Here is a 22,758-nt window from a genome sequence, read left to right as displayed (position 1 = left end):
ATAACGGCTCAGCCCGGCGAACCGACCGCGCAAAACGCGATGGGCGTCGCGTGTGTCGGGTCGAGCGCGTTACCAATAAGGTGCCAGACGTTCAGGTCGTACGCCTCGCCGATATGGCCCACCGGATCGAACGGGCAGAAGTCCTGCACGTATTCGTTGGTGACGCCCGGTTCGCGCACGAACGCGCTCGCCGTCGGCGTGACGAGCTCGTCGAACTTCGACGTGATGACCGTGTACGCGATCCCGGGCTGCGCGATCGGGCCGTTGTTCAGCGCCTGGATCGCCGGTCCGCCGGGGACTTCGTCGGCGAGGACCTGGATGCCGAGCGTCGACGCGATCTTGTTGAAGGTCGCCTGGCCGCCGGGCAGGATCAGGTCGGCGAGCGTGATGAGCCCGGAGGCGTCGGTGCCCTTGGTCGGCGGCGCGAGCGCGACGACCCGGCCGATCTCACTCGAGATGCCCTGCATTTTGGCGAGGTACAACGACTGCAGCCCGCCTTCGGAATGGCCGACGACGTCGACCTTCGCCGCGCCGGTCGCCGCGCGGACCTTCTCGACGTAGTTCTTGATCTCGACTGACGACTCGGCGACGGGCTTGAGGCCGCCGACGAGCGGGAACTGCGGGTAGGCGCCGTAGGTCAGCGAGAACGTGCAGTAACCCTTGGCCGCGAGGTCGGCCTGGAGGAAGTTGAGGTCCTCGTAGTAGGTCGCGAAGGTTCCGTGGAGCAGCACGACCGGGTCGGGATGGGCCGCGCTGGGGCGGCAGGCGAAGTCGTTGTTGCCACCGCCGGTGGCGGCTTGGGCGGGCGCGGCCACGGCGACCGCGCTGATTGTGACGGCCAAGGCCAGGCCGGCACGGGCGAGCCAGCGTTTCGTTCGCGACACCCTCGAATTCCGCATGCGAACTCTCCTTCTTCCTGTGGTGCTGATCAGACTGCCCCTTGGCGACCTTGATGTCTGTTGGCAGGACGCGCAGAAAGTTGCCTTGACCGTTTGTGCACGGTGACAATACGAGGATGGAAGCCGAGTCCGCCGTGGCGGCGCTGTTCCCCCGGGTCGGCGAGATCGCCGCGACCATGATCGCCCGGTGCGCGGAGGAGATCCCGGAGTACCGGCTGCTGCCCGCGAGCGTGATGGAAGGCGACCTCGTGGCCAACGGCATGGCCGTTTTCGAGCTCTTCCTCACGACTGTCGCCGAGGGCCGGACGCCGACCGAGGAGGAACTCGCGCTCCCGATCGCCTGGGGTGCCGAGCGCGCGCGGGACGGTCTCCCGCTCGCCGCCGTGCTCAAGATCTACCCGGTCGCCGCGCAGGAAGCGTGGCGGCTGGTCGTGGAAATCCTGGACGCTCCCGACCTGCTCGCGCTGGTCGGGCACCTGCTCAGCTTCCTCGCCGAGGTCATGCCCCGGGTCGCGGCGGCGTACCTGCGTGAACGCGAGGACCTCGACTGGGAGCAGCGCGAACACCGGCAGAACCTGGCAGGCAGCCTCCTGGCCGGACGTCCCGCGCAGCGCGCCGCCGAACGCTACGGGCGGACACTGGCCGAGCGCTACGACGTCGTCGTGTTCCACCTGCCCGCGGCGCCCGCGGACACCAGCACGCGCGTGACGACGGACCTTTTCCGCGCGATCCAGGCCGACCTCGACTCGCGGCCGGAGGTGCTGGCGACGTTCAAAGGCGACGGCGGGGTCCTGCTCGTCCCGACGGCCGGCAGCGACTCACGTAGTCACGTCGCACAACTGCTGACCCGTATCGACAAGGCGTCCCACGTCCGGTGCACCGCAGCCGCGGCCACCGCGAACGGCCACGCCGGCATCCCCGACGCCCACAACGAAGCCGCCGATGTCCTCACCCTCGCCGAACAGCTGGGCCGGCCGCCCGGCGTCTACTGGCTGGCCGACCTCGCGATCGAGTACCAACTCGCGCAACCAAGCCCGGCCCGCGCCGCCCTCGCCGCGACGCTGAGTCCGTTGGAAAGCCACCCGCACCTCATCGACGCGCTGCGCTCGTTCGTCGCCAACGGGTACAACCGCGGCGAGGCGGCGACGGCGCTCAGCATCCACCGCAACACCCTCACCTACCGGCTCAGCCGCATCCAACTCCTGACCGGCTACGACGCCACCCGCCCCGCCGACGCCCGCCGCCTCACCGCAGCCATGACCGCCCACGACGTCATCCGGGCCCTGAAGTAACTGGCGGCCGGCGTTTGCTTTGGACTCCTGAAGGCAGTTTCTGCGGGGAGGGACGTTGTGAAGGCCTAGTTGAGTGCGCCTGACGCCGTGAAGGTGGCCTTTACGACAGCGCGTGCACCAACTCGCCCCAGACGCGCTGAAATCGGGGTTGAACCTTACGTAGGGGGAGGTCCTATCGTCGTGGTCATGCCCGGAACCGAGGAGTCGAACCAGCCGCGATGGAGTGTCGGGGCGCTGGCCAAAGCCGCCGGGCTGACCGTCCGGACGTTGCACCACTACGACGAAATCGGCTTGCTGCGGCCCAGTGAGCGCACGTCTTCGGGCCACCGCAAGTACACCGAGCCCGATTTGCGGCGGCTCTACCGGATCCGCACGTTGCGTTCGCTGGGGTTGTCGCTGACCGACGTCGGCCAGGCACTGGGCACCCGCGAGGACCACGACGCGCTGCGCGACATGTTGGCCAACCAGCTCGGCCAGCTGGACCAGCAGGCGCGACGGCTTGACGTGCTCCGCAACCAGATCAGCCGCATCTTGGACCGGCTCGACGGTTCCGTGGCTCCGAATCCCGAGGAAATCCTCAAGCTATTGGAGAACATGACGATGATCAACGAGTACTACACCGAAGACCAGCTCGCGTATCTGGACAAGCGTGCCGAAGAGCTCGGTAAGGAAACCATCGCCGCGGCGGAGGCCGAATGGCCGCCGCTGATCGCGAAGATGACCGAACACCAGCAGGCCGGTACGCCGGTCGACGACCCAGAAGTCCAAGGGCTGACCCGCCGGTGGTTCGAATTGGTGGACATGTTCACCGGGGGTGACCCCGGCATCGGGCAATCACTGCAGAACCTCCTGACCGAACGCCGCGAGGAGCTGAACGAGCAGCGCGATACCGGACTGACCAAGGAACTGTGGGACTACGTGGGCCGCGCGAAGGCGGCCCTGCTCGCCGAATGAGCGTCTATCCACAATGGACTCCAGGGAAGTGGGAACGCCATGCGTTTCAAGGCGAAGAAGGCCACCGTTGCAGCGTTGGTCGTCACCCACGCGACGCTTAGTGCGTGTGCGGTTCCTGGCGGTGGACCGGGCCGTGGGTGTCGTCGCAGTGTGTCGCGAGCAGCGGTAGCGAAACCGCCGGGGACATAGCTTTTAGGTCGGCGTGGTCGACCTGGAGCGTGGTGTGCGTGATCCCGTAGTCCTCGGTCAGGACGTGTTCGAGGTCGCGGCGCAGCAGGTGACAGTCGCTGCCCGGGTCGACGAGAACGTGCGCGGACAGCGCGGTCTGGCCCGAGGTGATCTGCCAGACGTGCAGGTCGTGGACCTCGTTGACCCGCGGCAGCGCCACCAGCCGGTCGCCGAGGGTGTCGGGGTCGACCCCGGCGGGAGCGGCTTCGAGGAAGATGCGGCCGGAGTCGCGCACCAGCCCGGTCCCCGCCTTGACCATCAGCACGACCACCACCAGTGACGCGATCGAGTCGGCGCGGGTGAATCCCGTGGTCAGCACGACGACACCGGCGACGGCCGTCGCGATGAAGCCGAACAGGTCAGTCAGGATGTGCTGGAACGCGCCTTCGACGTTGAGGCTGGACCGGTTCGCTTTGCTGATCGACCACGCGGCGACCAGGTTGACCACGATGCCGACCGCGGCGGTGATCACGACCAGCCCACCGGCGACCTCCGGCGGGTCGATCAGCCGCCGGATTGCCTCGTAGGTCAGCCACACCGACAGCAGCAGCAGCGTCAGCCCGTTTGCTTGCGCGGAAAGGATTTCGGTACGTTTGAGCCCGTAGGTGAAGATCCCTCGCGCGGGACGCGCGGCCAGCCGCATCGCCACCAGCGCGAGGACGATCGAGGCGGCGTCGGTGAGCATGTGCGCGGCGTCGGAGATCAATGCCAGCGACTGGGCCACCACCCCGATGACCACTTCTACGGCCATGAACGCGGTGATGAGGCCCAGCGCGATGCCCAGCCAGCGACTGTCGGCGTCCGTGGCCACCCCATGTCCGTGGCCGCTCTGCACCTCCGTGCTGGATCCCTTGGTGCCGTGCCCGTGTCCCTCGCTCGCCATCACCCCTCCGTTCGTTCACTGATACATTAACACATGCGCATGTCTGCATGTGTTGTCGCGGGTAGCGCCCCGGCGCGGCGGCCGCGATGAGGCGGCCGCCGCGCGATCAGTGCAGGTCAGGGGGTCGGATGCTTGACAGAGGCCCGGTGGTGACTGGGATCGCGCCTGGACTTCTCGTCCTCGATCTGCCGGATCAGCTCCTTGCGGACGTCGGCGATCGCGTGGTCGAGGTCGTTGTCCGAGGCCGTCGCGACCAGCGGCGACCAGCCGCCGAGGAACGCTTCGAGGGTGATTCGCTGGTCGCGGCCATCACGTTCCTTGACAGAGATCTCCAAGTCGACCTTTTCGCTGCGCCAGCCGCTGAGATGCGGCACGAGCCCCGCCAGGGCCTTGACCACCCACGGCCGGTCGTCCAGCCCGAAGCCCGTGCCGAGCCGCAGCCGCTCGTCCAAAACGCTCGTGGACCCGCTTTCCACTGTGCTCATGGCGGTTCCTCCTTTCCGGGCCGTCCGGACAACGGCCTGGGCTCGCCATCATCGTCCGAATCGGCCCGCTCCGCAGATGCGAAGGCCAGTACAAAAGCGCCCCGTCCTGATCGCAACCCGACGGCGAGTTGCGATCGTTGCAGACGCTAAGTACCGCAACTCGACGGCGAGTTGCGGGGGAGAGACCCACAGACACGACACAGGAGCCACTTTCGTGGAGTACAACGGGTGGTTGTGGCTCGCCGACGGTGCGGTTGTTTGCTTCGCGGGTCTGTCACTTGCTTTGCTCTCGCGGGGTCAGGCGCGACGGCGAGGGGACATTGGACATGGCACTGGGGCGGCAGTTCAGGTGGCTGTGGACGGCGTACGCGGCCAGCACGTTCGGCACGTGGCTCGCGTTCGACGCGTTCCCCCTGGTCGCGGTGCTGGTCCTGCACGCCGGCTCGACCGAGGTTTCCCTCCTCGCCGCCGCGGGGCTCGCCATGGGTGCGGTCGTCGCGGTGCCGCTCGGCCCTTGGGTCGAGTTTCGGCGCAAACGGCCGGTGATGGTGGCGATGGACCTGATCCGGTTCGCGATGTTGCTGAGCGTCCCCGCCGTGTACGCGCTCGGCTGGCTGACCTTCGCCCAGCTCCTGGTTGTGTCGGTCATCGTCGCCGCGGCCGACATCACGTTCACCGCGGCCAGCGGCGCGTCCCTGAAAGCGCTCGTGCGCCCGGAAGACCTGCTCGCCGCGAACGGGCGGTTCGAGTCCACGACCTGGACCGCCACCATGCTCGGACCGCCGCTCGGCGGAGCCGCGATCGGGCTGTTCGGCCCGGTGGTGACCGTGGTGGCCGACGCCGTCAGCTACCTGCTCTCCGCCGCGGGGATCAGCGCGATCGGTGGGAAGGAGCCGCGACCCGCGCGAACCGACGTCCGGTGGCTCCGCGCCGGCGACCTGCTCGAAGGGTGGCGGTGCATTCTGGGCCACCCGGCGCTGCGCCCGCTGTTCTTCAACACACTGCTGGTCAACGGCCTGATCATGGCGACCGCGCCGCTGCTCGTCGTCCTCATGCTCGGCCGTCTCGGGTTCGCGCCCTGGCAGTACGGACTCGCGTTCGCGGTCCCTTGCGTCGGCGGTCTTATCGGCTCACGCCTCGCTCGCGGCCTCGTCACGCGGTTCGGCCGGCACCAGGTCATGTACGTCACCGGCGTCCTGCGCGCGTGCTGGTCGATCGGGTTGGCCTTCATCCATCCCGGCGTTTCCGGGCTGGTGCTCGTCATGGCCGTCGAGCTCGGGCTGATCACGTGTATGGGTGTGTTCAACCCGGTGCTCGCGACCTACCGGCTCGACCAGATCCCGACGGACCGTGTCGCGCGCACCCTGTCCGCATGGTCGATCGCCGGCAAGGCCTCCATCGCGACCTTTACCGCGCTGTGGGGCCTGCTGGCCGGCTTCACCGGCCCCCGCGCGGCGATCGCGATCGCCGGTGTCCTGATGCTGGCCACCCCGCTCCTGCTGCCCCGACGCGATCACGAACTGGTCAGGAGCGCCTACTGACCGGCGCTCGCGCGGCGGGAGAAGGCCGTCTCGATGTCCTGGCGGGTCTGTGCGGGACCTGGTAGGTCGAGCGGGCCGTCGGCGGCGATGCCGTTCAGGAAGAGCGTCAGTTGACGGACGGCGATCAGCTCCCAGTCGGCGCCATGCAGCAGCGGTTGGGTGGTGAGCGCGCTGAAGACGACGACGTCGGTCGCGTTGATCTCCGCGCGGATGGTGTGGTCGGCGTGGCCGCGTTCGATGAAGAGGTCGACACGGCGGTTGATCTCCCGCCGTGCCTGCACCGCCTCTGGCGTGACCAGCGGCGGAGCGCCATGCAGGGGCAGGATCAGCTGGTCGCCGACGGTCAGCGTGCCGGACAGGAACCAGCCGATCGCGTCCAGCCCGGACATGTCCCTGCCCTCGATCTCGTCGAGGATCCGGTTGAGCAGGCCGTAAGCGCGGTATTCGAGGGCGTGGAGCAGGGCTTCGCGGTCGGCGTAGCTGCGATACAGCGTCCCGACGCCGACGCCGGCCTCGGCCGCGATGGTCGCCAGCGGGGCGTGTCGGCCGTCGCGCAGCATCACGGAAGCGGCCGCGGCCAGGATGCGCTCACGGTTCAGTTCGGCGTCGCGGCGGGGACGACGATGTGCCCGCTCCGGCCCCTGATCGGTCACGCGCCCTCCTTAAGCGGAGAAAAAGCTCCGATTAAGGGTACCGCCGGACGCCAATCCTGCGTTACGCTGCCCGTACCGGACGAATTCGTCCGCTTATGCGATGGAGGATGACCGTCGTGAGCATGGCCTACCTGGCCCAGCCCGATCAGCAGCAGAAACTTGAATGGCTCGACGGCGGAGTGCTGGGAATGCTCCTGGACGGAGCGGCGACCGACGGCCAGCTCACCGTCGGTCGTTTCGACGTCAGCGAGGGCGAAGCGCCGCCGTTCCATCTGCACACCAGAGAGGACGAGGTCTTCCTGCTGCTCAAGGGAAGCGCGCTGGTGTGGTCCGGCGAAGAGGAGCACGAGCTCAAGGAAGGCGGGATCGTTTACCTCCCGCGCAACGTTCCGCACGCCTACCGGATCACGTCCAAGAAGGCGGACCTGCTGATGATCTGCACGCCCGCCGGCATCGAGGGCATGTTCCGCTATGCCGGGCGCGATCTGGCGACGCCGAGGCCGGACGGGTTCGAGATCCTGCCCGAGCGGCTGGCTGAAGCGTCCGACAAGTTCGGCCAAGTGATCATGGGTCCACCGCGCTGACGGCGAGGGTCGTTTTCCAGTCGTACCAAGGAGTCTTCGTTGCCTTTCACCTTTGACCCGCAGTTCCTCACGGCTATGGAGCCGATGGCCGCGGCCATGGCCGACGCGGAGCCGATCCCGGTCGGCGATGTGGCCGCGCGCCGCGAGGTCACCGAGAAAGTCATGGCATACACGGCTTCTCTGCAGCCGATGCCTGACGACGTCACGATGACCGACTTCACGCTGTCCACCGAGGACGGCGCGGAGATCCTGTTACGTTGGTATGTCAAGGAAGGCGCCCCGGCCGGGCCCGCCGCGGTCTACCTCCACGGCGGCGGCATGATCATGGGCAGCGTCGACCTCTACGACGGTCCGATCGCGCGGTATGTCTCGGACAGCGGCGTTTCCATGCTGGCGGTCGATTACCGGCTGGCTCCTGAGCACCCGCATCCCATCCCGGTCGAGGATGCCTACGCCGGACTGCGCTGGCTTCACGAGCACGCGGCCGAGTTGGGCGTAGACCCGGCCCGAATCGCCGTCATGGGAGACAGCGCGGGTGGGGGACTCGCGGCCGGGGTCGCGCTGTTGGCCAGAGATCGCGGTGGTCCAGCGGTGGCCCGCCAGATCCTGATCTACCCGATGCTCGACGACCGCAACACCGTCGTGGACCCCGAACTCGCGCCGTTCGCGGTGTGGACCTACGACGACAACATCACCGCCTGGAACGCGTTGCTCGGCGAGGCCGCAGGCGGTGCCGACGTCCCCGTGTACGCCGCGCCGTCCCGGGTGACCGACACCGCGGGCCTGCCCACGACGTACCTCGAAGCAGTCCAGCTCGACATCTTTCGCGACGAGGAACTCGCCTACGCCAAGCAGTTGAGCCGCGGCGGCGTGGACGTCGAGTTCCACCTGCGTCCCGGGGTGCCGCACGAGTTCGAGACCTTCGCTTACGACTCGGACCTGGGTCTGTGAGCGCGCGCCGACCGCATTCGGGTGCTGGGATCGCTGTGAGCCCGCCACCCTAAGAATCAGGAGAACTACCATGTCTGCCACCAAAACGTGACAATAGTCGGCGGTGGCCTCGGTGGATTGATGCTCGCCAGGGTCCTGCATACCCGAGGGATCGCATCGACGATCTACGAGCTCGACACGTCGTCGACCGCCCGGGATCAGGGCGGCACGCTGGACATGCAAGAGGAGTCCGGCCAACTGGCGCTGACCGAAGCCGGCCTGTTCGACGACGGAGAATTCCGGGGGAACGCGTCCGGAGATCGGCCGCAGTGCGCTCAAGCGCATCCTGGTCGATTCCCTGCCGGCTGGGACCATTCGCTGGGGCACGAAGGTCGCCGCGGTATGAATGTGCGCCGGCTACACGTCGATGTGTGAGCCCATGATGACCGTGCGGTCGCGTGGCAGTCCGAAGTACTCGGCGGCGTCGGTGGTGATGTAGGAGGTGGCCACGAACAGCCGTTTGCGCCAGGCCGCCATCGTCGGTTCGGTCCCGCGCCGCAGCTCGATTTTCGACAGGAAGTAGGACGCCTGGTCGAGCTGTAGCTGCCCCTCGGTCGTGGCCGGGTCGAGCATCCCCAGCACGCTGGGCACGTCAGGCGTTTCCATGTAGCCGAACCGGGCGCTGACGTGGGTGATTCCGTCGTTGGTGTAGCCGAGGTCGTCGACGGTGATCCGCTCGTCCGCCGGAACGCGGGGCACCGGCTCGATCTCGATCGACACGATCACGACGTGCTCGTGCCGCACATGGTTGTGCTTGGCGTTGGCGCGCATGGCCAGCGGTGCGGTCTCGTTGCCGCGGTTGAGGAAAACTGCCGTCCCCGGGACCTTTTGGGTCGGCGGCGTCTTGTTCTGCAGTTCGCCGATGAACTCGCGCAGCGACCCCTCTTGACGTTCGCGTTCCGCCGTGACGATCTTCCGGCCCCGTTGCCAGGTCGTCATCACGGTGAACGCGGTGAGGCCGATCAGGAGCGGCAGCCAGGCGCCGTGGATCAGCTTGGTCATGTTGGCCGCGACGAACAACAGGTCCACCAGCAGCAGCACGCCGCCGCCGATGCCGATGAGCCACCGTGGCGTTCCCCATTTCGCGCGGGCGACGTAGAAGAACAGCAGGGTCGTGATGGTGATCGTCCCCGTGACCGCCATGCCGAACGCGAAGGCCAGTGCCGCGGAGCTGCGGAAGGCGAAGACCAAGGTGAGCACCGAGACCAACAGCAGCCAGTTGACCCAGGGGACGTAGATCTGGCCGACGCTGGATTCCGAGGTATGCGCGACCCGCAGCCTGGGCAAGTAACCGAGCTGGGCGGCCTGCGACGCGACCGAGTACGCGCCGGTGATCACGGCCTGCGACGCGATCACCGTCGCCGCCGTGGCCAGCAGCACCATCGGGATTCGGCCCCAGCCGGGCACGAGGAGGAAGAACGGGCTGCTGACGTTGTCCGGGTTCTCGAGGATCAGCGCACCCTGGCCGAGATAGCTCAGCACACACGCGGGGAACACGAGGAACAGCCAGCCCCGGGTGATCGACCGGCGGCCGAAGTGCCCCATGTCGGCGTACAGCGCCTCGGCTCCGGTGACCGCGAGTACCACCGCGGCCAGCGCGAAGAACGCGGTGCCGAAGTGGTTGAACATGAAGTCCAGCGCGTAGGTCGGCGACAGTGCCTTCAGGATCCCCGGGTGACCGGCGATCCCGACCACGCCACAAGCGCCGATAGCCGTGAACCAGGCGATCATCACCGGGCCGAACACCCGGCCGATGGCCGCGGTTCCCCGGCGCTGCACCAGGAACAGGGCCACGATGATCACCACGGTGATCGGGACGATGAGATTTTCCAGCGACGGCTGGACGACTTTGAGGCCTTCGACCGCGGACAGCACCGAGATCGCCGGGGTGATCATGCTGTCCCCGAAGAACAGCGCGGCGCCGAAGATGCCCAGCGAGGCCAGCGCGACCGCGGCCCGCCGCCCCCGCTGCGTGCTCCACCGCCGGAGCAACGTGATCAGCGCCATGATGCCGCCCTCGCCGTCGTTGTCGGCGCGCATGGCCAGCAAGACGTAGGTGACGGTCACGATGACCATCACCGACCAGAACACCAGCGACACCACGCCGAACACGTTGGCCGTGCTGACCGGGACGGGATGCGGGTCGGTCGGGCTGAACACCGTCTGCAGGGTGTAGATCGGGCTGGTCCCGATATCGCCGAACACGACGCCGAGCGCGCCGATCACCACGGCCAGCCGCACCGAGTCGCGCACGCCCGAGCCGTGGCCGGCCGGGGACCCCGGCGCGGGTCCGTCCGACGTCACCTGCTGCCGATTGGACACGACGCTCCTCCTCCGCGCGGGCGGTGGCGGCACCGGATGTCCGGCGCACCGTGGCGGACCTTACCGGCCCATGATCGGGTCGGCAGGGGCGGCGTGTAACAAGATCGGGTCAGGGGACGAAAGGTGTTCGTGCGCAAATACCTGCTGTTCGGCCTGGTCCTGGTGCTCGCCGGCTGCGGCGCGGCTGCCCAACAGCCCGCTGCTCCCTCGCCTGTGGCGGCCCCGCCGAGTCCGACGTCGAGTGCTGTGCCGAGCGTTGCGCCGCGGAAGGACCTGAGCACCCTGCTGCCCACCGACGCGGAGCTTTCGGCTTTGGGCGTGCAGTCCGACGGCACACCGGTTCCCTACCTCATCAGTGAAAACTCGCCGCTCGTCTTGGTCATGGCCTGCGACGGGCAGCACCCGTGGGACCTTCAGGCGAAGGAGGGGCTCCACGCGTTCTGGTTACCTGGCCACGGAGACCGGGCGAAGCAGTTCATCGCCCGCTACGAAGGGATCTCGGGCGCTGACGTGGTCACCGGCATCAAGAAGGCCCTGAGCTGCGGAACCGTGACCTCGGACGACCTGTCGTTCACGCTCGCGGGAGAAGTGCCGCTGCCCAAGGTAGCCGGTGCGGACAACCAGTATGCGTTCTGCGGCAAAGTTCCCCACGGCGTCAACCTCAGCCACTGCTACCTGCTCCTGTCCAGTGGAGACAAGGCCACCGTCTTCAGTCAAGGGGGCACCGAAAAGGGCAGTATCGCGCAGACGAGCAAGCTGTTCGCCTCCATCGCCCCGGCGTTCGCCACCGCGCTGAGCCGTTCGTAAACGGCGACATCTTCTTCACGTGATATAGCGGCCCGACACGATCCGGTTACGTAATCACCCTGGGTTGCGGACTAGCCTGGATGGAGCAACGCAGTGACTTTCCGCTGCGGACATTTCACTTGCCCGATGAATTGCCAGTAATTCTCCACGGCTTCTACGCTCAACATGTCCCATTCTCCGCGGTTGAGGAGTAGTCATGCGACGAAAAACGGCGATACTGGCTGCGACCGTTCTTTTTCTGCTCGGCCTGGGTATAACTCCGGCGTCCGCGACGAACGCGACGCCAAGCCGGGAAGGATGTTTCGCCCAGGCCTATACCGTCGTCTTCGGTTCGGCAATCGCGGTGAGCTGCGGATCCGGTGAGGGAGTCGGCTATCGAGTAGTCGCCCATTGCACCACCGGCTCCACTTTCTGGTACTCCTTGGGAACTTTTGTGCCGTACGACTTCGGTCCGTCGGTGGCGAAATGCGAGGGCGGACTGCTGACCCCAGCCGCCGTCGGCGGCTATCACCTAATCGCAAACTAACCCGACCTTCCATTTCTGGCGAGGCGATAATTGCCACCGTGCGGCCGGGTGCGCGAAAGGGACGTTACTTGCGGTGGATGCAAGGAGCGTCCCTTTCACCCCTGGGAGGGGCTGATGAGTTCGTCGGTGACCCAGCGGGCGACGTCGGCGGGATAGGGCGCCGACAGTCCGAGCACGATGTGCCGGAAGCCGGCGTCGATCGCTTTGCTGATCGTGTCCCGGGTGCTGCCGGGCTGGTCGTAGGAGACTTGCAGGTGGATCGACCTGATGATCGCGGCGGGGTCACGGCCGATCTCGGTGCAGTAGTGGTCCAGTAGTGCGCCGCGACTGACGGCGTCGGCGATGTCGCCGCCGGGGATGTTCCACAGGTCGGCGTGCTCGGCGACCACGCGCAGCGTCGCGGCCGCGCGTCCGCCGATGAGGATCGGCGGGCCGGGGCGTTGGACGGGTTTGGGGCTGCAGAACGCCCCGGTGAGGTTGACGTAGGTGCCGTGGAAGTCGAACGGTTCGTCCTCGGTCCACAGCCGCCGGACAACCGTGCACGCTTCGGCGAGGTCACCGACGGCGTGGGCGGCGTCGTTGTAGGGCAGGCCGTGTGCGTCGTACTCGCGCCGGGCCATCGGGAGACTGGGGCGTGAGCCCGCACCGATGCCGAAGTCGAGTCGCCCGCCGGAGACGATGTCGACCGTCGCGGCGATCTTGGCCAGCATCGCCGGCGGCCGGAAGCGGTTGCTGGTCACGAGCAGCCCCAGGCGCAGCCGTTCGGTTTGCGCGGCGAGGGCCGAGAGCAGCGTCCAGCCTTCGTGGGTAGGCCCGTTCGGGTCGCCGAAGATCGGCATGAGGTGGTCGAACAGCCACGCGTGCTCGATTTCCGGGATCGTGTCCGCCTCGCGCCAGACCCGCAGGATGTCTTGGTAGTCGACCTGCGAAGGGGCGGTCATGATTCCGAAACGGGTTGGTTGCGACATGAGGTCGTTGGTCCTTTCAGCACTGGCGGCGCCGGGTGGGGCGGGCTACCGTCGATCAAGCGGAACCTTGTTCCGGAAGAATACGGAACAAGGTTCCGCTTAGTCAAGCGGCAGGTATGTGAACGCTGTCGTGGGCGGCACGTGCTGACTGGTCGCGGTCCGGGCAACGCGATCGACCTGGAGGTTCGCGCGGAACCCGCGCCTCGGGCTGATGGTGCAGGACCTCGGGAAGGACTCGTAGTCCGGGATGCCGAGTACGTAACGGTTTTCTCGCTCTGATCCCGAGGGCAGGGAGGCGAAGCACTTGGCATGGGAAAGTGGTGTCCGCGTCGCCCCACGAACCCCGGTCAAGAGACTAACGTCGTGGTCATGGAAGCGCCGATCGTCGCCGTCACCGTCTATCCGCAGCACGCCAGGATCACCCGCCGGGGCGGCGCCACACTCGGCACGGGAACCCGGTTCGCCATCGAAGGACTGCCGGCCAGGCTGGCGACCGACTCGGTCCGGGTCACCGGCAGCGGGCCCGCGATGATCACCGGGGTCGACGTCGTCATCAGGCGGCACGAGAATCCGGCCGACCCCGCGCTGCGGGCGCTGGTCGACCGGCGGCGGGCGGAGCAGGCGGTGCTCGACGAGGCCGTCGACACGGAGACCGCCGAGACCACGAAGGTGGATCTGCTCACCAGCCTGGCGCGGCGCAGCGGAGGCGGTTTCGCAAAAGCGCTGGCGGCCGGCACCGCCGAGCCCGCCAGGGTGGCCGAGGTGACAGATGCGCTCTCGGTCCAGCTCGCCGTCGCGCTCAAGAACCGGCGCGAGCTGATGAACGAGCGCGTCAGACTGGCCGAGAACCTTGCCGCGCTGGACCGGGAAATCCAGGCACACCAAGGTCAGTCCGAAAAGGACAGCACCACGGTGACCGTAGACGTGGAGGCACTACCAGGGGCCGCCGCGGAGGCAGAGCTTGAGCTGGAACTGTCCTATGTGGTCCCCGAAGCGCGGTGGGAATCCGGTTACGACGTCCGGCTGCGCGACGACCAGGTCCAAGTGACCTGGCACGGGTTGGTCACCCAGCACACCGGCGAGGACTGGCCAGAGTGTGAACTCGCGCTGTCGACCGCGCGTCCGGCGACCACTGTGGACATTCCGGAACTGGAACCGTGGTACCTCGACCGTGTGCAGCCCGCTCCCGTGCGCATGATGGCAGGCAGCTTGGGAAGCGTGCCCGCCGCCGCTTCCTTCGAATCAGCGCAGCCGATGCGGAACCTCGCGTTCAAACCTGCCGAAATGGACCAAGGCGCGGCGGCGGCGACCTACCGGCCAGGACGGGCGATCGCGGTTCCGTCCGGGGCGCAGGGGCACCGCACCACGCTCGCGCAGTTCGACTGGACGGCGACGCTCGGCTACGTCACCGCCCCGGTGCTCGCCGAGGACGCCCACCTGCGCGCGACCGTCGTCAACGCCTCCGACCACATGCTGCGCCCCGGCAACGCCGCGGTGTTCCACGGCGCCGAATTCGTCGGGACCACCAGGCTGAAAGCCTGGGCACCGGGCGAAGAGGTCGAACTCGCGCTGGGGGTCGACGACCGGATCCGTGTCGAGCGGGAGTTGGTCCGCAGGACGGCCGGCAAGGCGACGCTGTCCGGCACCAAACGGCGCGAAGCCGAATACCGCACCACGGTCACCAACCACAGTCCGCGCGAAGCCTCGGTCACCGTGCTCGACCAGGTTCCGGTTTCCCGCGACGACGCCGTGGTCGTCCGTGAGGTCCGGACCACGCCGGAACCGACGCACTCCGACGAACTCGGTGAGCTAACCTGGCAACTCGCCATCCCGGCCGGCAAAGCGGCGACGGTGACTTTGGCCTTCCGCGTAGACGTCGCGAAGGGTGTCGAACTCGCCGGCTGGCGCGAGTAACGCCACGGCTTCTTGGTGCATGCTGGGCCAAGCGTCCGACAACACACAGGAGACGACATGAAGCGATGGCTCGTGCGGACAATGCTGTCGGCGGCACTGCTGGCTGGCGCGCTGGGGGTGGCGGCGCCTGCCCAAGCCGCACCGGCGACCGCCGGTGGAAACAATGACTTCTCCTGCCGCCCGACCTCGGCACATCCCGATCCCGTGGTGCTGCTGCATGGCGCGTTCGCCAACAACCAGTTGGACCTCAGCCACCTCCAGGCCGACCTCGCGACCCAGGGGTATTGCACCTTTTCCCTGACCTACGGCGCCTATCCGGAACTACCCCTCATCGGCGGACTTGGCCCGATAGCGCACTCTTCCGCGCAGATTGCGGCGTTCGTCGAGCAGGTCCGGGCCGCGACTGGCGCAGCGAAGGTCGACGTCGTCGGACACTCCGAAGGGGGTTTCCTCTCGCTCTATCTCGCGAAGATGCAGGGCATCGCGAGCGAGATCAACCGCGTGGTGGCGATCGCCCCGCCCTCCCATGGTGCCGACAGTGCCAGCGTCTTCACACTGGCCGAGCTGCTGCTGCCCGGTGGACGGTCCACACTGGACAAGATCCTGTCCACGGTCGGGCTGCCGGTGCTGGCCGACACGCTCCCCGGCGGTTCGGCGATGACCGCGCTCAACAGCGGCCCGATCGCGCAGCCGGGGATCGCTTATACCGTGATCACTTCGCGGTTCGACGAAATTGTGACGCCGCCGGGTCCGACGTCGTTCGTGAACGAACCCGGGGTCACCAACGAATGGGTCCAGGACTCGTGCCCGCTGGACCTGGTCGGCCACGTCGGCGAGGCTTCCGATCGCAACGTCTGGCACCTCGTCGGCAACGCACTGGACCCGGCGCACGCGACGCCGATCAGTGTCTGCGCGATCGGCTTGCCCGTCTGAATGACCGGCCAGGGTTGAGCTGTCCGTCCTCGGGTTCCTTCTCAGTGGCCGATTCCTGGCGCCTGCCGGGGTGGCGTTTGCGGGGGGCGGCGGAGCGGGGCGGCTGGGCGCGCATGTGGTCGCGGACGCGGGTCATGATGTCGCCGAGGCGGTGCAGGTCGCCTTCGGGCAGAGGAGCGACCAGCAGGTGATGGACGACTTGGACGTGGCCGGGCAGGACACGGTCGACGAGGGCCAGTCCGGCCACGGTGATGGTGACCAGAGTGGCGCGATCGTCGTCGGGACTGGGTACGCGGGTGATGAGGCCGGCCTTTTCCAGCAGGCCGGCCTGGTAGGTCAGGCCGCTGCGGCTGTAGACGACGCCGTCGGCCAGCTGCGTCATGGTCAGTTGGCCGTGGCTGTTGGCGAGCCGGGCCAGTAGCTGGAATTGCACGTAGCTGATGTCGCCTTCGGCGCGTAGCTGCTGTTCGACGCCGTGCTGGAGCAGGCTGACGGCTTCCATGAGCGCGAAGTAGGTCCCCAGTTGCTGGGCAGCTCGCCTTGCGCCTGTCAGCTTGACTGGTGTCCCTCGCCGCCAAAGGGCGGGGGCGTCGGCCTATCGTAGTCCGGGAATTGGCTGTATCCCAATGCGAAGAGGCGGCTTGCTCGCGCCAGCTCATCAGCCCCTTGGGAGAACAGCGTGTCATCGTTGCCGGCGATCGCCGCGTCTCGATCTTTCAGTCCCTGGATGTTGAGGGTGATGGCTTGCCTCAGCGTTGTGGTGGCCTCGGAAAAATCGCTCGGCACCTTGGCTACCGCGAGACCGTCAAGAAGGCTCTGCAGATCCGGTGTCACCTTCTGGTCGGTGTCGAAACATCCCTGTTTCTTGCCACCTTTGTCACACACGCCAGTGGTCGACCCGGTGGAATTCCACGGAACTGCGTCATTGATCGTTGCCTCCCAACCGCTCGTCCACGTAGTCTTGTACTGGTTGTCGTCGACGGAATGAACCGACACCGACACGGTGCATCCCACCAATGCGGCCACCGCCGGCAGGCCGACGCACATGGTCGTCAGCAGTAACCTTGGCCATGCGCCGCGCCTGGTGCTCCTCATCGCGCCAGCATAACTGCGCTCTCGCCGTTGACGAACCTGACTGGCGATAGGGGAGCCAGGCATGTAGCGCCGACGAGCGTAGCGCCCGAACGGTGCGCCAGGGACGGGAAGTGCAATTTATACTGAGTTTCATAGACTCCTACACCTTGTGGCGCTGCTTACCGTTTCCTCCGGGTGGGACAAGTGGGGGTCTCATTTCGGCGCATAGCGATCTGGCGGAGGCCGACGAGTACGTTACGACGGTAATCCGATTTGTCGAGCGTGGGATCTATGAGCCGGCGCCAGTTGACGTGCTCGCATTGCTCCAGGGAATTTTGCATCTAACCAGCATGCGTAGGCTGCGTTGCTGGACTTGGTCTATCGGAGTTTTCTTGAGATGGCTCCCAGGTGAGCGGTCAAGACGAATATCCCGCCCCTTGAGCGACTTCAGCTGACGTGTGGCGCTGGCGGGGTTGTCGCATGAGCTGTCCGTGAACTACTGGCGGCACGGTGGCCCGAACGGGTGGCTCCGGGCGCCATTTTCCGCCGGACCTCCGATACTGGCCGCATGTCCGTTCTCGGCTTCACCGCCATCGAACCCCGTCAAGCCTGGCCGCTGGCCGCGATCCGCGGCGGGTTGGCACTGGTACTCGGCCTGTTCGCGCTGATCTGGCCTGGCGCGACGGTGCTGGTACTGGCGATCCTGTATGGCGTCTATGCCATCGTCGACGGCGTCGGCGGCCTGATGCAGGCCTTCCGTCCCGGCGACGCCACACATCGCGCCGCCTACGCGTTGCTAGGCGTGCTCGGCATCGTCTTCGGCGTCCTCGTCCTGGCCTGGCCGGGCATCACGGTGCTCCTGCTGGCGACACTGGTCGGCCTGTGGGCGATCGTGAGCGGGATCGCCGAGATCGTCGCAGCGATCCGGCTGCGTAAGCAGATCGAAGGTGAGGCGTTCCTCATCGTCGCCGGGGCGATCTCGCTCCTGGCCGGGATCCTGATCGTGATCAACCCCATTGCGGGGGTGTTCGGCATCGCGCTGCTGGTCGGCATCTACGCCCTGCTGTACGGCGTCACGTTACTGGTGCTGGCCTTCCGTCTCCGCAAGGTCGCCAACAGCGCCGGCGCCTCCTAGCCCGAGAAGCGGGCGGCGAGGACTCAACATTGCCAGGGCACCGCCAACCACCGCAGTCGCACGCGCGTGCATGATCTGAGAATATTTGGCTCCCCGTCCTTCCGGTCCAAGCCGAGTACGGAATGAGCATGGTCGGTGGTTCTGCGCTGGATCGACGCCCGAGAGCGCCGATCCAGCACTGGAGCTGCAGGTGCTTGCGGTCTTTTCGCGGTCTTGCCGCCCCTCCTCCGAGAGGCCGAGAGCCCGGGAGACCCGGTCAGGCGCGGCACGAATCGTTGCTACTTTACTTGTGACGCTTGAATTTCCGGCCGATACGAAGCCCACACGGGACGCGTTTACCCCGCGGCGGCGAACTGTGCTCGTTCGGCGCGGAGGAACTGTCCTGAGACGGTCGCTGGTAGCGGGCTTGCCAGCGGTCCGATGGCCAAAGACAGGAACGTGGCGCCGTAGGCCGAGCGACCCGGCTCCAGCTCGGTGAGCGGCTCCAAGCTGGGGAGCAGGGCGGGTGCGATCCAGTGCAGGTAGTAGAACCGGCTCGCCACCGTGTTGACCGCGCCGACCACGACGAGCCAGCCGAAACCGCCGTCGAATGCCACGGTGAAGATCGTCAGCTTCCCGATGAAGACCCCCGGTTGGCGGGGTGCCGACCAGCCCGAGCAGGCAGCCGACGAGGCTGACGGCGAGCGCGGGCTGCCGGCTGATCAGGCAGCGGTAGTCGGCGAGCGCGCACCACCGCGAACGCCCCGAGGTTCGTGATCGCGTAAGTGCGCGGGGCCGCACCGATCTTAAACAGCGGCCCCGCCAGGGTGGCACTGCCGGCGGATCGGGCGTCTGGATCAACTGCGAAGGCGCGATCAGCGTGGAGTTCTTGCGATGGCCCGTAGGGCGGGTGGAAAAACCATCTGAGGAGCGAATAAGGACAAACCGTAACCAGCACGTCCGCGCAAGGGTCAAGCCTCGTGCCGGTCGTTCCGCGACCTAGTGTTGTGTGATTCTGTTTTCTGGTAAACGTAAGACGAACTCCGATCACGCGACACTGGCGACCGGCGAGCTGTGGTCGCGGGAATTCGTTCGGGCGTAAAGGATCCCGGCGGATGTGAATTCCTCGATCTTTGTCGCGTAGTGAAACGGCGACAACCGGACCCACGCGGCACACGTGAATGACGAACCGAGTCGGCGACAAGGGAATTGATAGCGCCGGGGAAGCTATTTTTTCGGCTCGATAGTGGAACTTCAAGGTGTATGCTCGGCGAGAACGCGGTCAGCAGATCGTGGATACAATTTTCCGGAAATTACGCGAGGGGACAGGAAATGTCCAATCACAGCCCGTGGCCGGTCATCCACCGCGAGCGGGCCGCGCTCGCGGACGATCTTGCCGACCTGCCGTCCGACTCGTGGTCGTCGCCGTCGTTGTGTCCGGAGTGGACGGTCCATCAGGTGCTCGGGCATCTGGTCGCCACAGCGAAGATGACTCCTGCCCGGTTCGGGGCCAAGTTCGCCGGCGCTGGATTCCGCTTCGACGTCATGGTGGACAGAGGTGTCGCCTACGAGACCGCGGCCACCCCGGAGCAGACCCTCGAGCACTTCAGGGGCCAGGCGAACACGTCGACCGCGCCGCCCGGGCCGGTCGACTCCTGGCTGGGCGAGATCATCGTGCATGGCAGCGACATCCGCCTGGCACTGGGGATCGACCATCGGTTCTCCGATGCCGATGTCATGCGGATCGCCGATTTCTACTCGAAGTCCAACGCACTGATCGGTTCGAAGTCGCGTGTCGCCGGCCTGACCCTGCGCGCGACCGACGTCGAGTGGACGGTCGGCTCCGGTCCGGAGGTCACCGGCCCGATCCTCGAACTCGTGATGGCGATGACGGGCCGAAGTGCCGTTCTGCCACGCTTGAGCGGTCCTGGAGTCGACACACTGGGCGCACGGGTCGGTCGCGGCGTCGACACGGCCACCTGAACGGCACCGGGAGCCCACACTGACGACGAAAGCCGCTCCGACCGCGATGAGGTCGGAGCGGCTTTCGATCATGCCTGGAAGCCGAGCCGCTGCCCGACGGAGTTGTCCCCGCTTCGTGTCAGGATCTGCGATATACGCCCCCACCAGAAGAGCGATCTTTCGACTGGTTGTCTGGAGACGCTACCCGCGGCGCGGGGACGCCGAGTCGCGGACGCGCCTCGGTGCGCGCAATTCGCGGAGCGAGCATTGCGGATAGTCCCAGACAGCCCAACTACTTCATGGCCGCGTGAGGTGCGCGCCCCCAGCGATGCCGACGTTCGCTGCGGTGGCGTGCCCGCTCACGATGCTGGGCAGCAAGAACATCAGGATGGCGGGCGTTGGTGTTGCGCCATCGCAAGCTGGCCTGCAGGGGCGCGGGTCGCGACCGTGTGGTTCGGTTGGTTCGAACGGCCCGAAGTGAGCCTCGTCGGGTAGCGGGGGACGCGTTACCGCGTCCCCCGCCCCCTCCGAACCGGTCATGCCCGCTTTCCAGGCAACCGGCTCAAGCATGCCCTGATGACTCACAGGCAACGAGTCGCAGTTGGACTCGGTGACCCCGGGGCTACGAGGCACGACTCGCAACCTGGAATAAGTGGCAGGCGGTGTCTGTCGAAGCCTTCGGTCAGCCCTGAGTGCGCCGGCCTCCCTCAGCGGGTCGCCGTCACCAGTGAGCGCCACAGCACTCGAAGGAGCATCCCGGGTCGCGACAGCGAGTCAGGGTGCGCCAGCAGGCCGCGGACGTGGCTCAGCTGCTCCCTGATCGTCCGATCCGACATCGACGCTTTGAACAGCAGGCCGCTCATCCGTTTCGTGAGGTGGTAGCCCCTCGGGTAGGGGCCGTCGACGTGCGGGAGTTCCAGGTCTGCGAAGGTCGAGGTTTGCCACGCGGCGTCGACGACAACCCGGACCAAATCGAAGTACTCTTTCGCCGGCCGGTCGAGGTCCGGTCCGGACCGTAGATAGGACGACAGGCAGGACGCGTGCAGCGTCGCCGAGGTCATGCCCTGCCCGTACACGGGATTGAACGAGGCCACGGTGTCGCCCGCCGCTGCCAGACCCGCGGGAAAGCGTTCCACCGCATGGAACTCGCGCCGCCTGCTGTCGGCCTGCCGGTAGGTGACGACCTCGCCGACCGGCCGCGCGCGCTCGGCGATGTCAGCGAACACCGGGGGAAAGTTCTGCCGGCAGAAGGCGGCGAGCTCCTCGACGGTACGACCGGGACGGTCCTGGTCGTAGCCGGACACCATCATGATCCACCGGTTGCCTTCCACCCGGTTGACCACCGCGCCGCGGCGGAGTCCGTCGGTCTCGCACTGGGCGAGTGCCATGACGGCCTCGCTGACCTGGTCGTCCTGCTCGAACAGGCAGGTCGCGTAGTTCAGTTTGATGGGCATCCGTACCAGCTCGGGCCGTGGCCAGCCGCTGTCGGCCAGCCAGTCGGCCAGCCTGCTCGACCGGCCCATCGCGTCCACGACGAAGTCGGCGCGTTCGGTCACCGCGTCCGCACCGTTGTGCGGTACATAGCGCGCACCGCTGACCCGGTCGCCGTCGAACTCCAAACCGACGGCACGACCGGTGACCAGCCTGATGTTGTCCACCGCCAGTGTCCTGGTGCGGATCAGTGACTCCAGGAACGGGCGGGTGGCCAGCACCGTCGGCCGCATCGCCGTGGCGGGCATTTTCACGCCGTTGATGGTGACCGAGACCGGGGTGTCCGGGGCGGGCAGCACCATGCCCAGTGCGGCCGCGTCGTCCAGGAAGCCGGGGAACCACCGGACCAGCTGCAGTTCACCGCCTTTGAGCACCGCGTGGACCTGCGTTCCCTGCGGCACTCCCGGCCGCGGCAGCGTGCCGTCCGTCTCGTCACGTTCGATGATGACCACTTCGTCGGCGTGGTCGCTGAGCACCCGGGCGGCCAGCAAACCGGCGACGCTGGCGCCCAAGACGACCGCGCGCCGCATGATCACCTCGGTGCCGGTCGGGGGCAGCGGTGTACCGATCTCGGTGAGTCGGCGGGAGCGTGAGGAGAACACTGGGACAACCTCCGAGGTGCGATACGGGGAACCACTGGTGGATTCGGGCTATTCGGGCAGGTGCGTCAGGCTCGGCGCCTGGAGATCGGCGGCCTCGGGCACTGCGGTCGGCGCGGGTTCCCGGGTTCGTCGCTGGGCGATGCGGAGCGAAAGGAAGAACATCCCGTAGACGGTGAGCAGCACCTGTGTCTCGTAGATGTCCCCGGTCTGCCAGACCGTGCCGACGGCATCGGTGACCGTCTTGCGCGCACCGGTGAAGAACGTGACGAAGAACGAGAACGTCGTCGCCGCGTAGAGCACCACGGCCTGCAGATCGGTGGCCACGGCCCGGTCTGGCTGTGCGGCCGGCAGCGGGCCGCGTCGGCGCAGGTAGAGGGCGAAGACCTGCATGAAGAGGTAGACGGTGAGCGTCCAGCCGAGGTAGTTGACCAGGGGAACGCCGAAGAACCCGCCGGCGTGTTCCCAGATCCAGGTTTGCTTGATGGTCGAGCTGGAGGGGTCGAAGGCCAGGTCCCAGGCGGTCATGGCGAATGCGC

The 22,758-nt window shown here is 67.0% G+C and carries 24 protein-coding genes; 13 read left to right on the top strand and 11 right to left on the bottom strand.

Annotated elements, in window-relative coordinates; all coding sequences use genetic code 11:
• Positions 1–8: 8 nt before the first annotated feature.
• The gene (locus JWQ81_RS30330) at positions 9–899 is read right to left on the bottom strand and encodes an alpha/beta fold hydrolase (protein ID WP_297546981.1); all 891 of its coding nucleotides are present in this window, start codon (positions 897–899) and stop codon (positions 9–11) included.
• Positions 900–1,015: 116 nt separating this feature from the next.
• On the opposite strand from JWQ81_RS30330, the gene JWQ81_RS30325 reads away from it, so the two are divergent.
• Both JWQ81_RS30325 and JWQ81_RS30320 read left to right on the top strand, forming a co-directional pair.
• Positions 1,016–2,191 carry a CdaR family transcriptional regulator gene (locus tag JWQ81_RS30325; RefSeq protein ID WP_297546979.1) on the top strand — a complete coding sequence of 392 codons (1,176 nt, stop codon included), beginning with the start codon at positions 1,016–1,018 and terminating at the stop codon, positions 2,189–2,191.
• 186 nt (positions 2,192–2,377) lie between these two features.
• A complete protein-coding gene (locus JWQ81_RS30320; RefSeq protein WP_297546978.1) occupies positions 2,378–3,145 on the top strand; it encodes a MerR family transcriptional regulator in 768 nt (255 codons plus the stop codon).
• A 97-nt stretch (positions 3,146–3,242) separates the two neighbouring features.
• Here JWQ81_RS30320 and JWQ81_RS30315 read toward each other — a convergent pair whose 3' ends face one another.
• Positions 3,243–4,256, bottom strand: a complete 1,014-nt coding sequence (locus tag JWQ81_RS30315) for a cation diffusion facilitator family transporter (RefSeq protein ID WP_297546977.1) — start codon at positions 4,254–4,256, stop codon at positions 3,243–3,245.
• A 116-nt stretch (positions 4,257–4,372) separates the two neighbouring features.
• Positions 4,373–4,741: an HPF/RaiA family ribosome-associated protein gene (locus tag JWQ81_RS30310; RefSeq protein WP_297546976.1), complete on the bottom strand. Its 369-nt coding sequence runs from the start codon at positions 4,739–4,741 to the stop codon at positions 4,373–4,375.
• A gap of 326 nt (positions 4,742–5,067) precedes the next feature.
• Between JWQ81_RS30310 and JWQ81_RS30305 the strand changes: the two genes are divergently transcribed.
• Complete coding sequence (locus tag JWQ81_RS30305; protein WP_297546975.1) at positions 5,068–6,282, top strand: MFS transporter; 1,215 nt, start codon at positions 5,068–5,070, stop codon at positions 6,280–6,282.
• Here JWQ81_RS30305 and JWQ81_RS30300 read toward each other — a convergent pair.
• Positions 6,276–6,935: a TetR/AcrR family transcriptional regulator gene (locus JWQ81_RS30300; RefSeq protein WP_297546974.1), complete on the bottom strand. Its 660-nt coding sequence runs from the start codon at positions 6,933–6,935 to the stop codon at positions 6,276–6,278. The genes JWQ81_RS30305 and JWQ81_RS30300 overlap by 7 nt on opposite strands.
• Positions 6,936–7,042: 107 nt before the next feature.
• Here JWQ81_RS30300 and JWQ81_RS30295 point away from each other — a divergent pair, with 107 nt between their 5' ends.
• From JWQ81_RS30295 to JWQ81_RS30285, 3 genes are all read left to right on the top strand, one after another.
• Complete coding sequence (locus JWQ81_RS30295; RefSeq protein WP_297546973.1) at positions 7,043–7,519, top strand: cupin domain-containing protein; 477 nt, start codon at positions 7,043–7,045, stop codon at positions 7,517–7,519.
• Positions 7,520–7,558: 39 nt separating this feature from the next.
• Positions 7,559–8,470, top strand: a complete 912-nt coding sequence (locus JWQ81_RS30290; protein WP_297546972.1) for an alpha/beta hydrolase — start codon at positions 7,559–7,561, stop codon at positions 8,468–8,470.
• A gap of 120 nt (positions 8,471–8,590) precedes the next feature.
• Positions 8,591–8,884, top strand: coding sequence for a hypothetical protein (locus tag JWQ81_RS30285; protein ID WP_297546971.1), 294 nt, complete (start codon positions 8,591–8,593; stop codon positions 8,882–8,884).
• On the opposite strand, the gene JWQ81_RS30280 is transcribed toward JWQ81_RS30285, so the two are convergent.
• Entirely contained in the window at positions 8,867–10,831 is a 1,965-nt protein-coding gene (locus JWQ81_RS30280) for a KUP/HAK/KT family potassium transporter (protein ID WP_297546970.1), read from the bottom strand. The genes JWQ81_RS30285 and JWQ81_RS30280 overlap by 18 nt on opposite strands.
• A 123-nt stretch (positions 10,832–10,954) precedes the next feature.
• Here JWQ81_RS30280 and JWQ81_RS30275 point away from each other — a divergent pair, with 123 nt between their 5' ends.
• Both JWQ81_RS30275 and JWQ81_RS30270 read left to right on the top strand, forming a co-directional pair.
• Positions 10,955–11,638 (top strand): hypothetical protein, encoded by a 684-nt coding sequence (locus tag JWQ81_RS30275; RefSeq protein ID WP_297546969.1) that lies wholly within the window; start codon positions 10,955–10,957, stop codon positions 11,636–11,638.
• 196 nt (positions 11,639–11,834) lie between these two features.
• Complete coding sequence (locus tag JWQ81_RS30270) at positions 11,835–12,164, top strand: hypothetical protein (RefSeq protein WP_297546968.1); 330 nt, start codon at positions 11,835–11,837, stop codon at positions 12,162–12,164.
• Positions 12,165–12,259: 95 nt separating this feature from the next.
• Here JWQ81_RS30270 and JWQ81_RS30265 read toward each other — a convergent pair whose 3' ends face one another.
• On the bottom strand, positions 12,260–13,132 hold the full coding sequence (locus JWQ81_RS30265; RefSeq protein ID WP_297546967.1) for an LLM class flavin-dependent oxidoreductase: 873 nt from the start codon (positions 13,130–13,132) through the stop codon (positions 12,260–12,262).
• Positions 13,133–13,501: 369 nt separating this feature from the next.
• On the opposite strand from JWQ81_RS30265, the gene JWQ81_RS30260 reads away from it, so the two are divergent.
• Positions 13,502–15,046, top strand: a complete 1,545-nt coding sequence (locus JWQ81_RS30260) for a DUF4139 domain-containing protein (RefSeq protein ID WP_297546965.1) — start codon at positions 13,502–13,504, stop codon at positions 15,044–15,046.
• A 57-nt stretch (positions 15,047–15,103) separates the two neighbouring features.
• Positions 15,104–15,979 (top strand): alpha/beta fold hydrolase, encoded by an 876-nt coding sequence (locus tag JWQ81_RS30255; protein ID WP_297546963.1) that lies wholly within the window; start codon positions 15,104–15,106, stop codon positions 15,977–15,979.
• Here JWQ81_RS30255 and JWQ81_RS30250 read toward each other — a convergent pair.
• Complete coding sequence (locus JWQ81_RS30250) at positions 15,948–16,481, bottom strand: MarR family transcriptional regulator (protein WP_366942354.1); 534 nt, start codon at positions 16,479–16,481, stop codon at positions 15,948–15,950. The two genes, JWQ81_RS30255 and JWQ81_RS30250, sit on opposite strands and share 32 nt — an antisense overlap.
• A gap of 47 nt (positions 16,482–16,528) precedes the next feature.
• The gene (locus JWQ81_RS30245) at positions 16,529–17,074 is read right to left on the bottom strand and encodes a hypothetical protein (protein WP_297546961.1); all 546 of its coding nucleotides are present in this window, start codon (positions 17,072–17,074) and stop codon (positions 16,529–16,531) included.
• A 547-nt stretch (positions 17,075–17,621) separates the two neighbouring features.
• Between JWQ81_RS30245 and JWQ81_RS30240 the strand changes: the two genes are divergently transcribed.
• A complete protein-coding gene (locus tag JWQ81_RS30240) occupies positions 17,622–18,188 on the top strand; it encodes an HdeD family acid-resistance protein (protein ID WP_297546959.1) in 567 nt (188 codons plus the stop codon).
• Positions 18,189–18,523: 335 nt separating this feature from the next.
• On the opposite strand, the gene JWQ81_RS30235 is transcribed toward JWQ81_RS30240, so the two are convergent.
• The gene (locus JWQ81_RS30235; protein WP_297546957.1) at positions 18,524–18,784 is read right to left on the bottom strand and encodes a hypothetical protein; all 261 of its coding nucleotides are present in this window, start codon (positions 18,782–18,784) and stop codon (positions 18,524–18,526) included.
• A 1-nt stretch (position 18,785) separates the two neighbouring features.
• On the opposite strand from JWQ81_RS30235, the gene JWQ81_RS30230 reads away from it, so the two are divergent.
• A complete protein-coding gene (locus tag JWQ81_RS30230) occupies positions 18,786–18,944 on the top strand; it encodes a hypothetical protein (protein ID WP_297546955.1) in 159 nt (52 codons plus the stop codon).
• 555 nt (positions 18,945–19,499) lie between these two features.
• Positions 19,500–20,150, top strand: a complete 651-nt coding sequence (locus tag JWQ81_RS30225) for a maleylpyruvate isomerase family mycothiol-dependent enzyme (protein WP_297546953.1) — start codon at positions 19,500–19,502, stop codon at positions 20,148–20,150.
• Between the two features lie 686 nt (positions 20,151–20,836).
• On the opposite strand, the gene JWQ81_RS30220 is transcribed toward JWQ81_RS30225, so the two are convergent.
• Positions 20,837–22,222 (bottom strand): FAD-dependent monooxygenase, encoded by a 1,386-nt coding sequence (locus tag JWQ81_RS30220; protein ID WP_297546950.1) that lies wholly within the window; start codon positions 22,220–22,222, stop codon positions 20,837–20,839.
• Positions 22,223–22,270: 48 nt separating this feature from the next.
• Positions 22,271–22,758, bottom strand: a 488-nt coding sequence (locus JWQ81_RS30215; RefSeq protein ID WP_297546948.1) for a carotenoid biosynthesis protein, incomplete at its 5' end; no start/stop codon positions are given.

The sequence above is a fragment of the Amycolatopsis sp. genome, assembly GCF_025464955.1.
In the GTDB taxonomy this organism is placed as follows: domain Bacteria; phylum Actinomycetota; class Actinomycetes; order Mycobacteriales; family Pseudonocardiaceae; genus Amycolatopsis.
The sequence above is the reverse complement of the archived record's forward strand: the minus strand, read 5'-3'. Positions and strand labels throughout refer to the sequence as shown.

Coding starts and splice junctions, on each gene's coding strand:
- JWQ81_RS30330 (WP_297546981.1), bottom strand. CDS start 899: ATGCGGAATTCGAGGGTGTCGCGAACGAAACGCTGGCTCGCCCGTGCC.
- JWQ81_RS30325 (WP_297546979.1), top strand. CDS start 1,016: ATGGAAGCCGAGTCCGCCGTGGCGGCGCTGTTCCCCCGGGTCGGCGAG.
- JWQ81_RS30320 (WP_297546978.1), top strand. CDS start 2,378: ATGCCCGGAACCGAGGAGTCGAACCAGCCGCGATGGAGTGTCGGGGCG.
- JWQ81_RS30315 (WP_297546977.1), bottom strand. CDS start 4,256: ATGGCGAGCGAGGGACACGGGCACGGCACCAAGGGATCCAGCACGGAG.
- JWQ81_RS30310 (WP_297546976.1), bottom strand. CDS start 4,741: ATGAGCACAGTGGAAAGCGGGTCCACGAGCGTTTTGGACGAGCGGCTG.
- JWQ81_RS30305 (WP_297546975.1), top strand. CDS start 5,068: ATGGCACTGGGGCGGCAGTTCAGGTGGCTGTGGACGGCGTACGCGGCC.
- JWQ81_RS30295 (WP_297546973.1), top strand. CDS start 7,043: ATGACCGTCGTGAGCATGGCCTACCTGGCCCAGCCCGATCAGCAGCAG.
- JWQ81_RS30285 (WP_297546971.1), top strand. CDS start 8,591: ATGCTCGCCAGGGTCCTGCATACCCGAGGGATCGCATCGACGATCTAC.
- JWQ81_RS30270 (WP_297546968.1), top strand. CDS start 11,835: ATGCGACGAAAAACGGCGATACTGGCTGCGACCGTTCTTTTTCTGCTC.
- JWQ81_RS30265 (WP_297546967.1), bottom strand. CDS start 13,132: ATGTCGCAACCAACCCGTTTCGGAATCATGACCGCCCCTTCGCAGGTC.
- JWQ81_RS30260 (WP_297546965.1), top strand. CDS start 13,502: ATGGAAGCGCCGATCGTCGCCGTCACCGTCTATCCGCAGCACGCCAGG.
- JWQ81_RS30255 (WP_297546963.1), top strand. CDS start 15,104: ATGAAGCGATGGCTCGTGCGGACAATGCTGTCGGCGGCACTGCTGGCT.
- JWQ81_RS30250 (WP_366942354.1), bottom strand. CDS start 16,481: ATGGAAGCCGTCAGCCTGCTCCAGCACGGCGTCGAACAGCAGCTACGC.
- JWQ81_RS30245 (WP_297546961.1), bottom strand. CDS start 17,074: ATGAGGAGCACCAGGCGCGGCGCATGGCCAAGGTTACTGCTGACGACC.
- JWQ81_RS30240 (WP_297546959.1), top strand. CDS start 17,622: ATGTCCGTTCTCGGCTTCACCGCCATCGAACCCCGTCAAGCCTGGCCG.
- JWQ81_RS30225 (WP_297546953.1), top strand. CDS start 19,500: ATGTCCAATCACAGCCCGTGGCCGGTCATCCACCGCGAGCGGGCCGCG.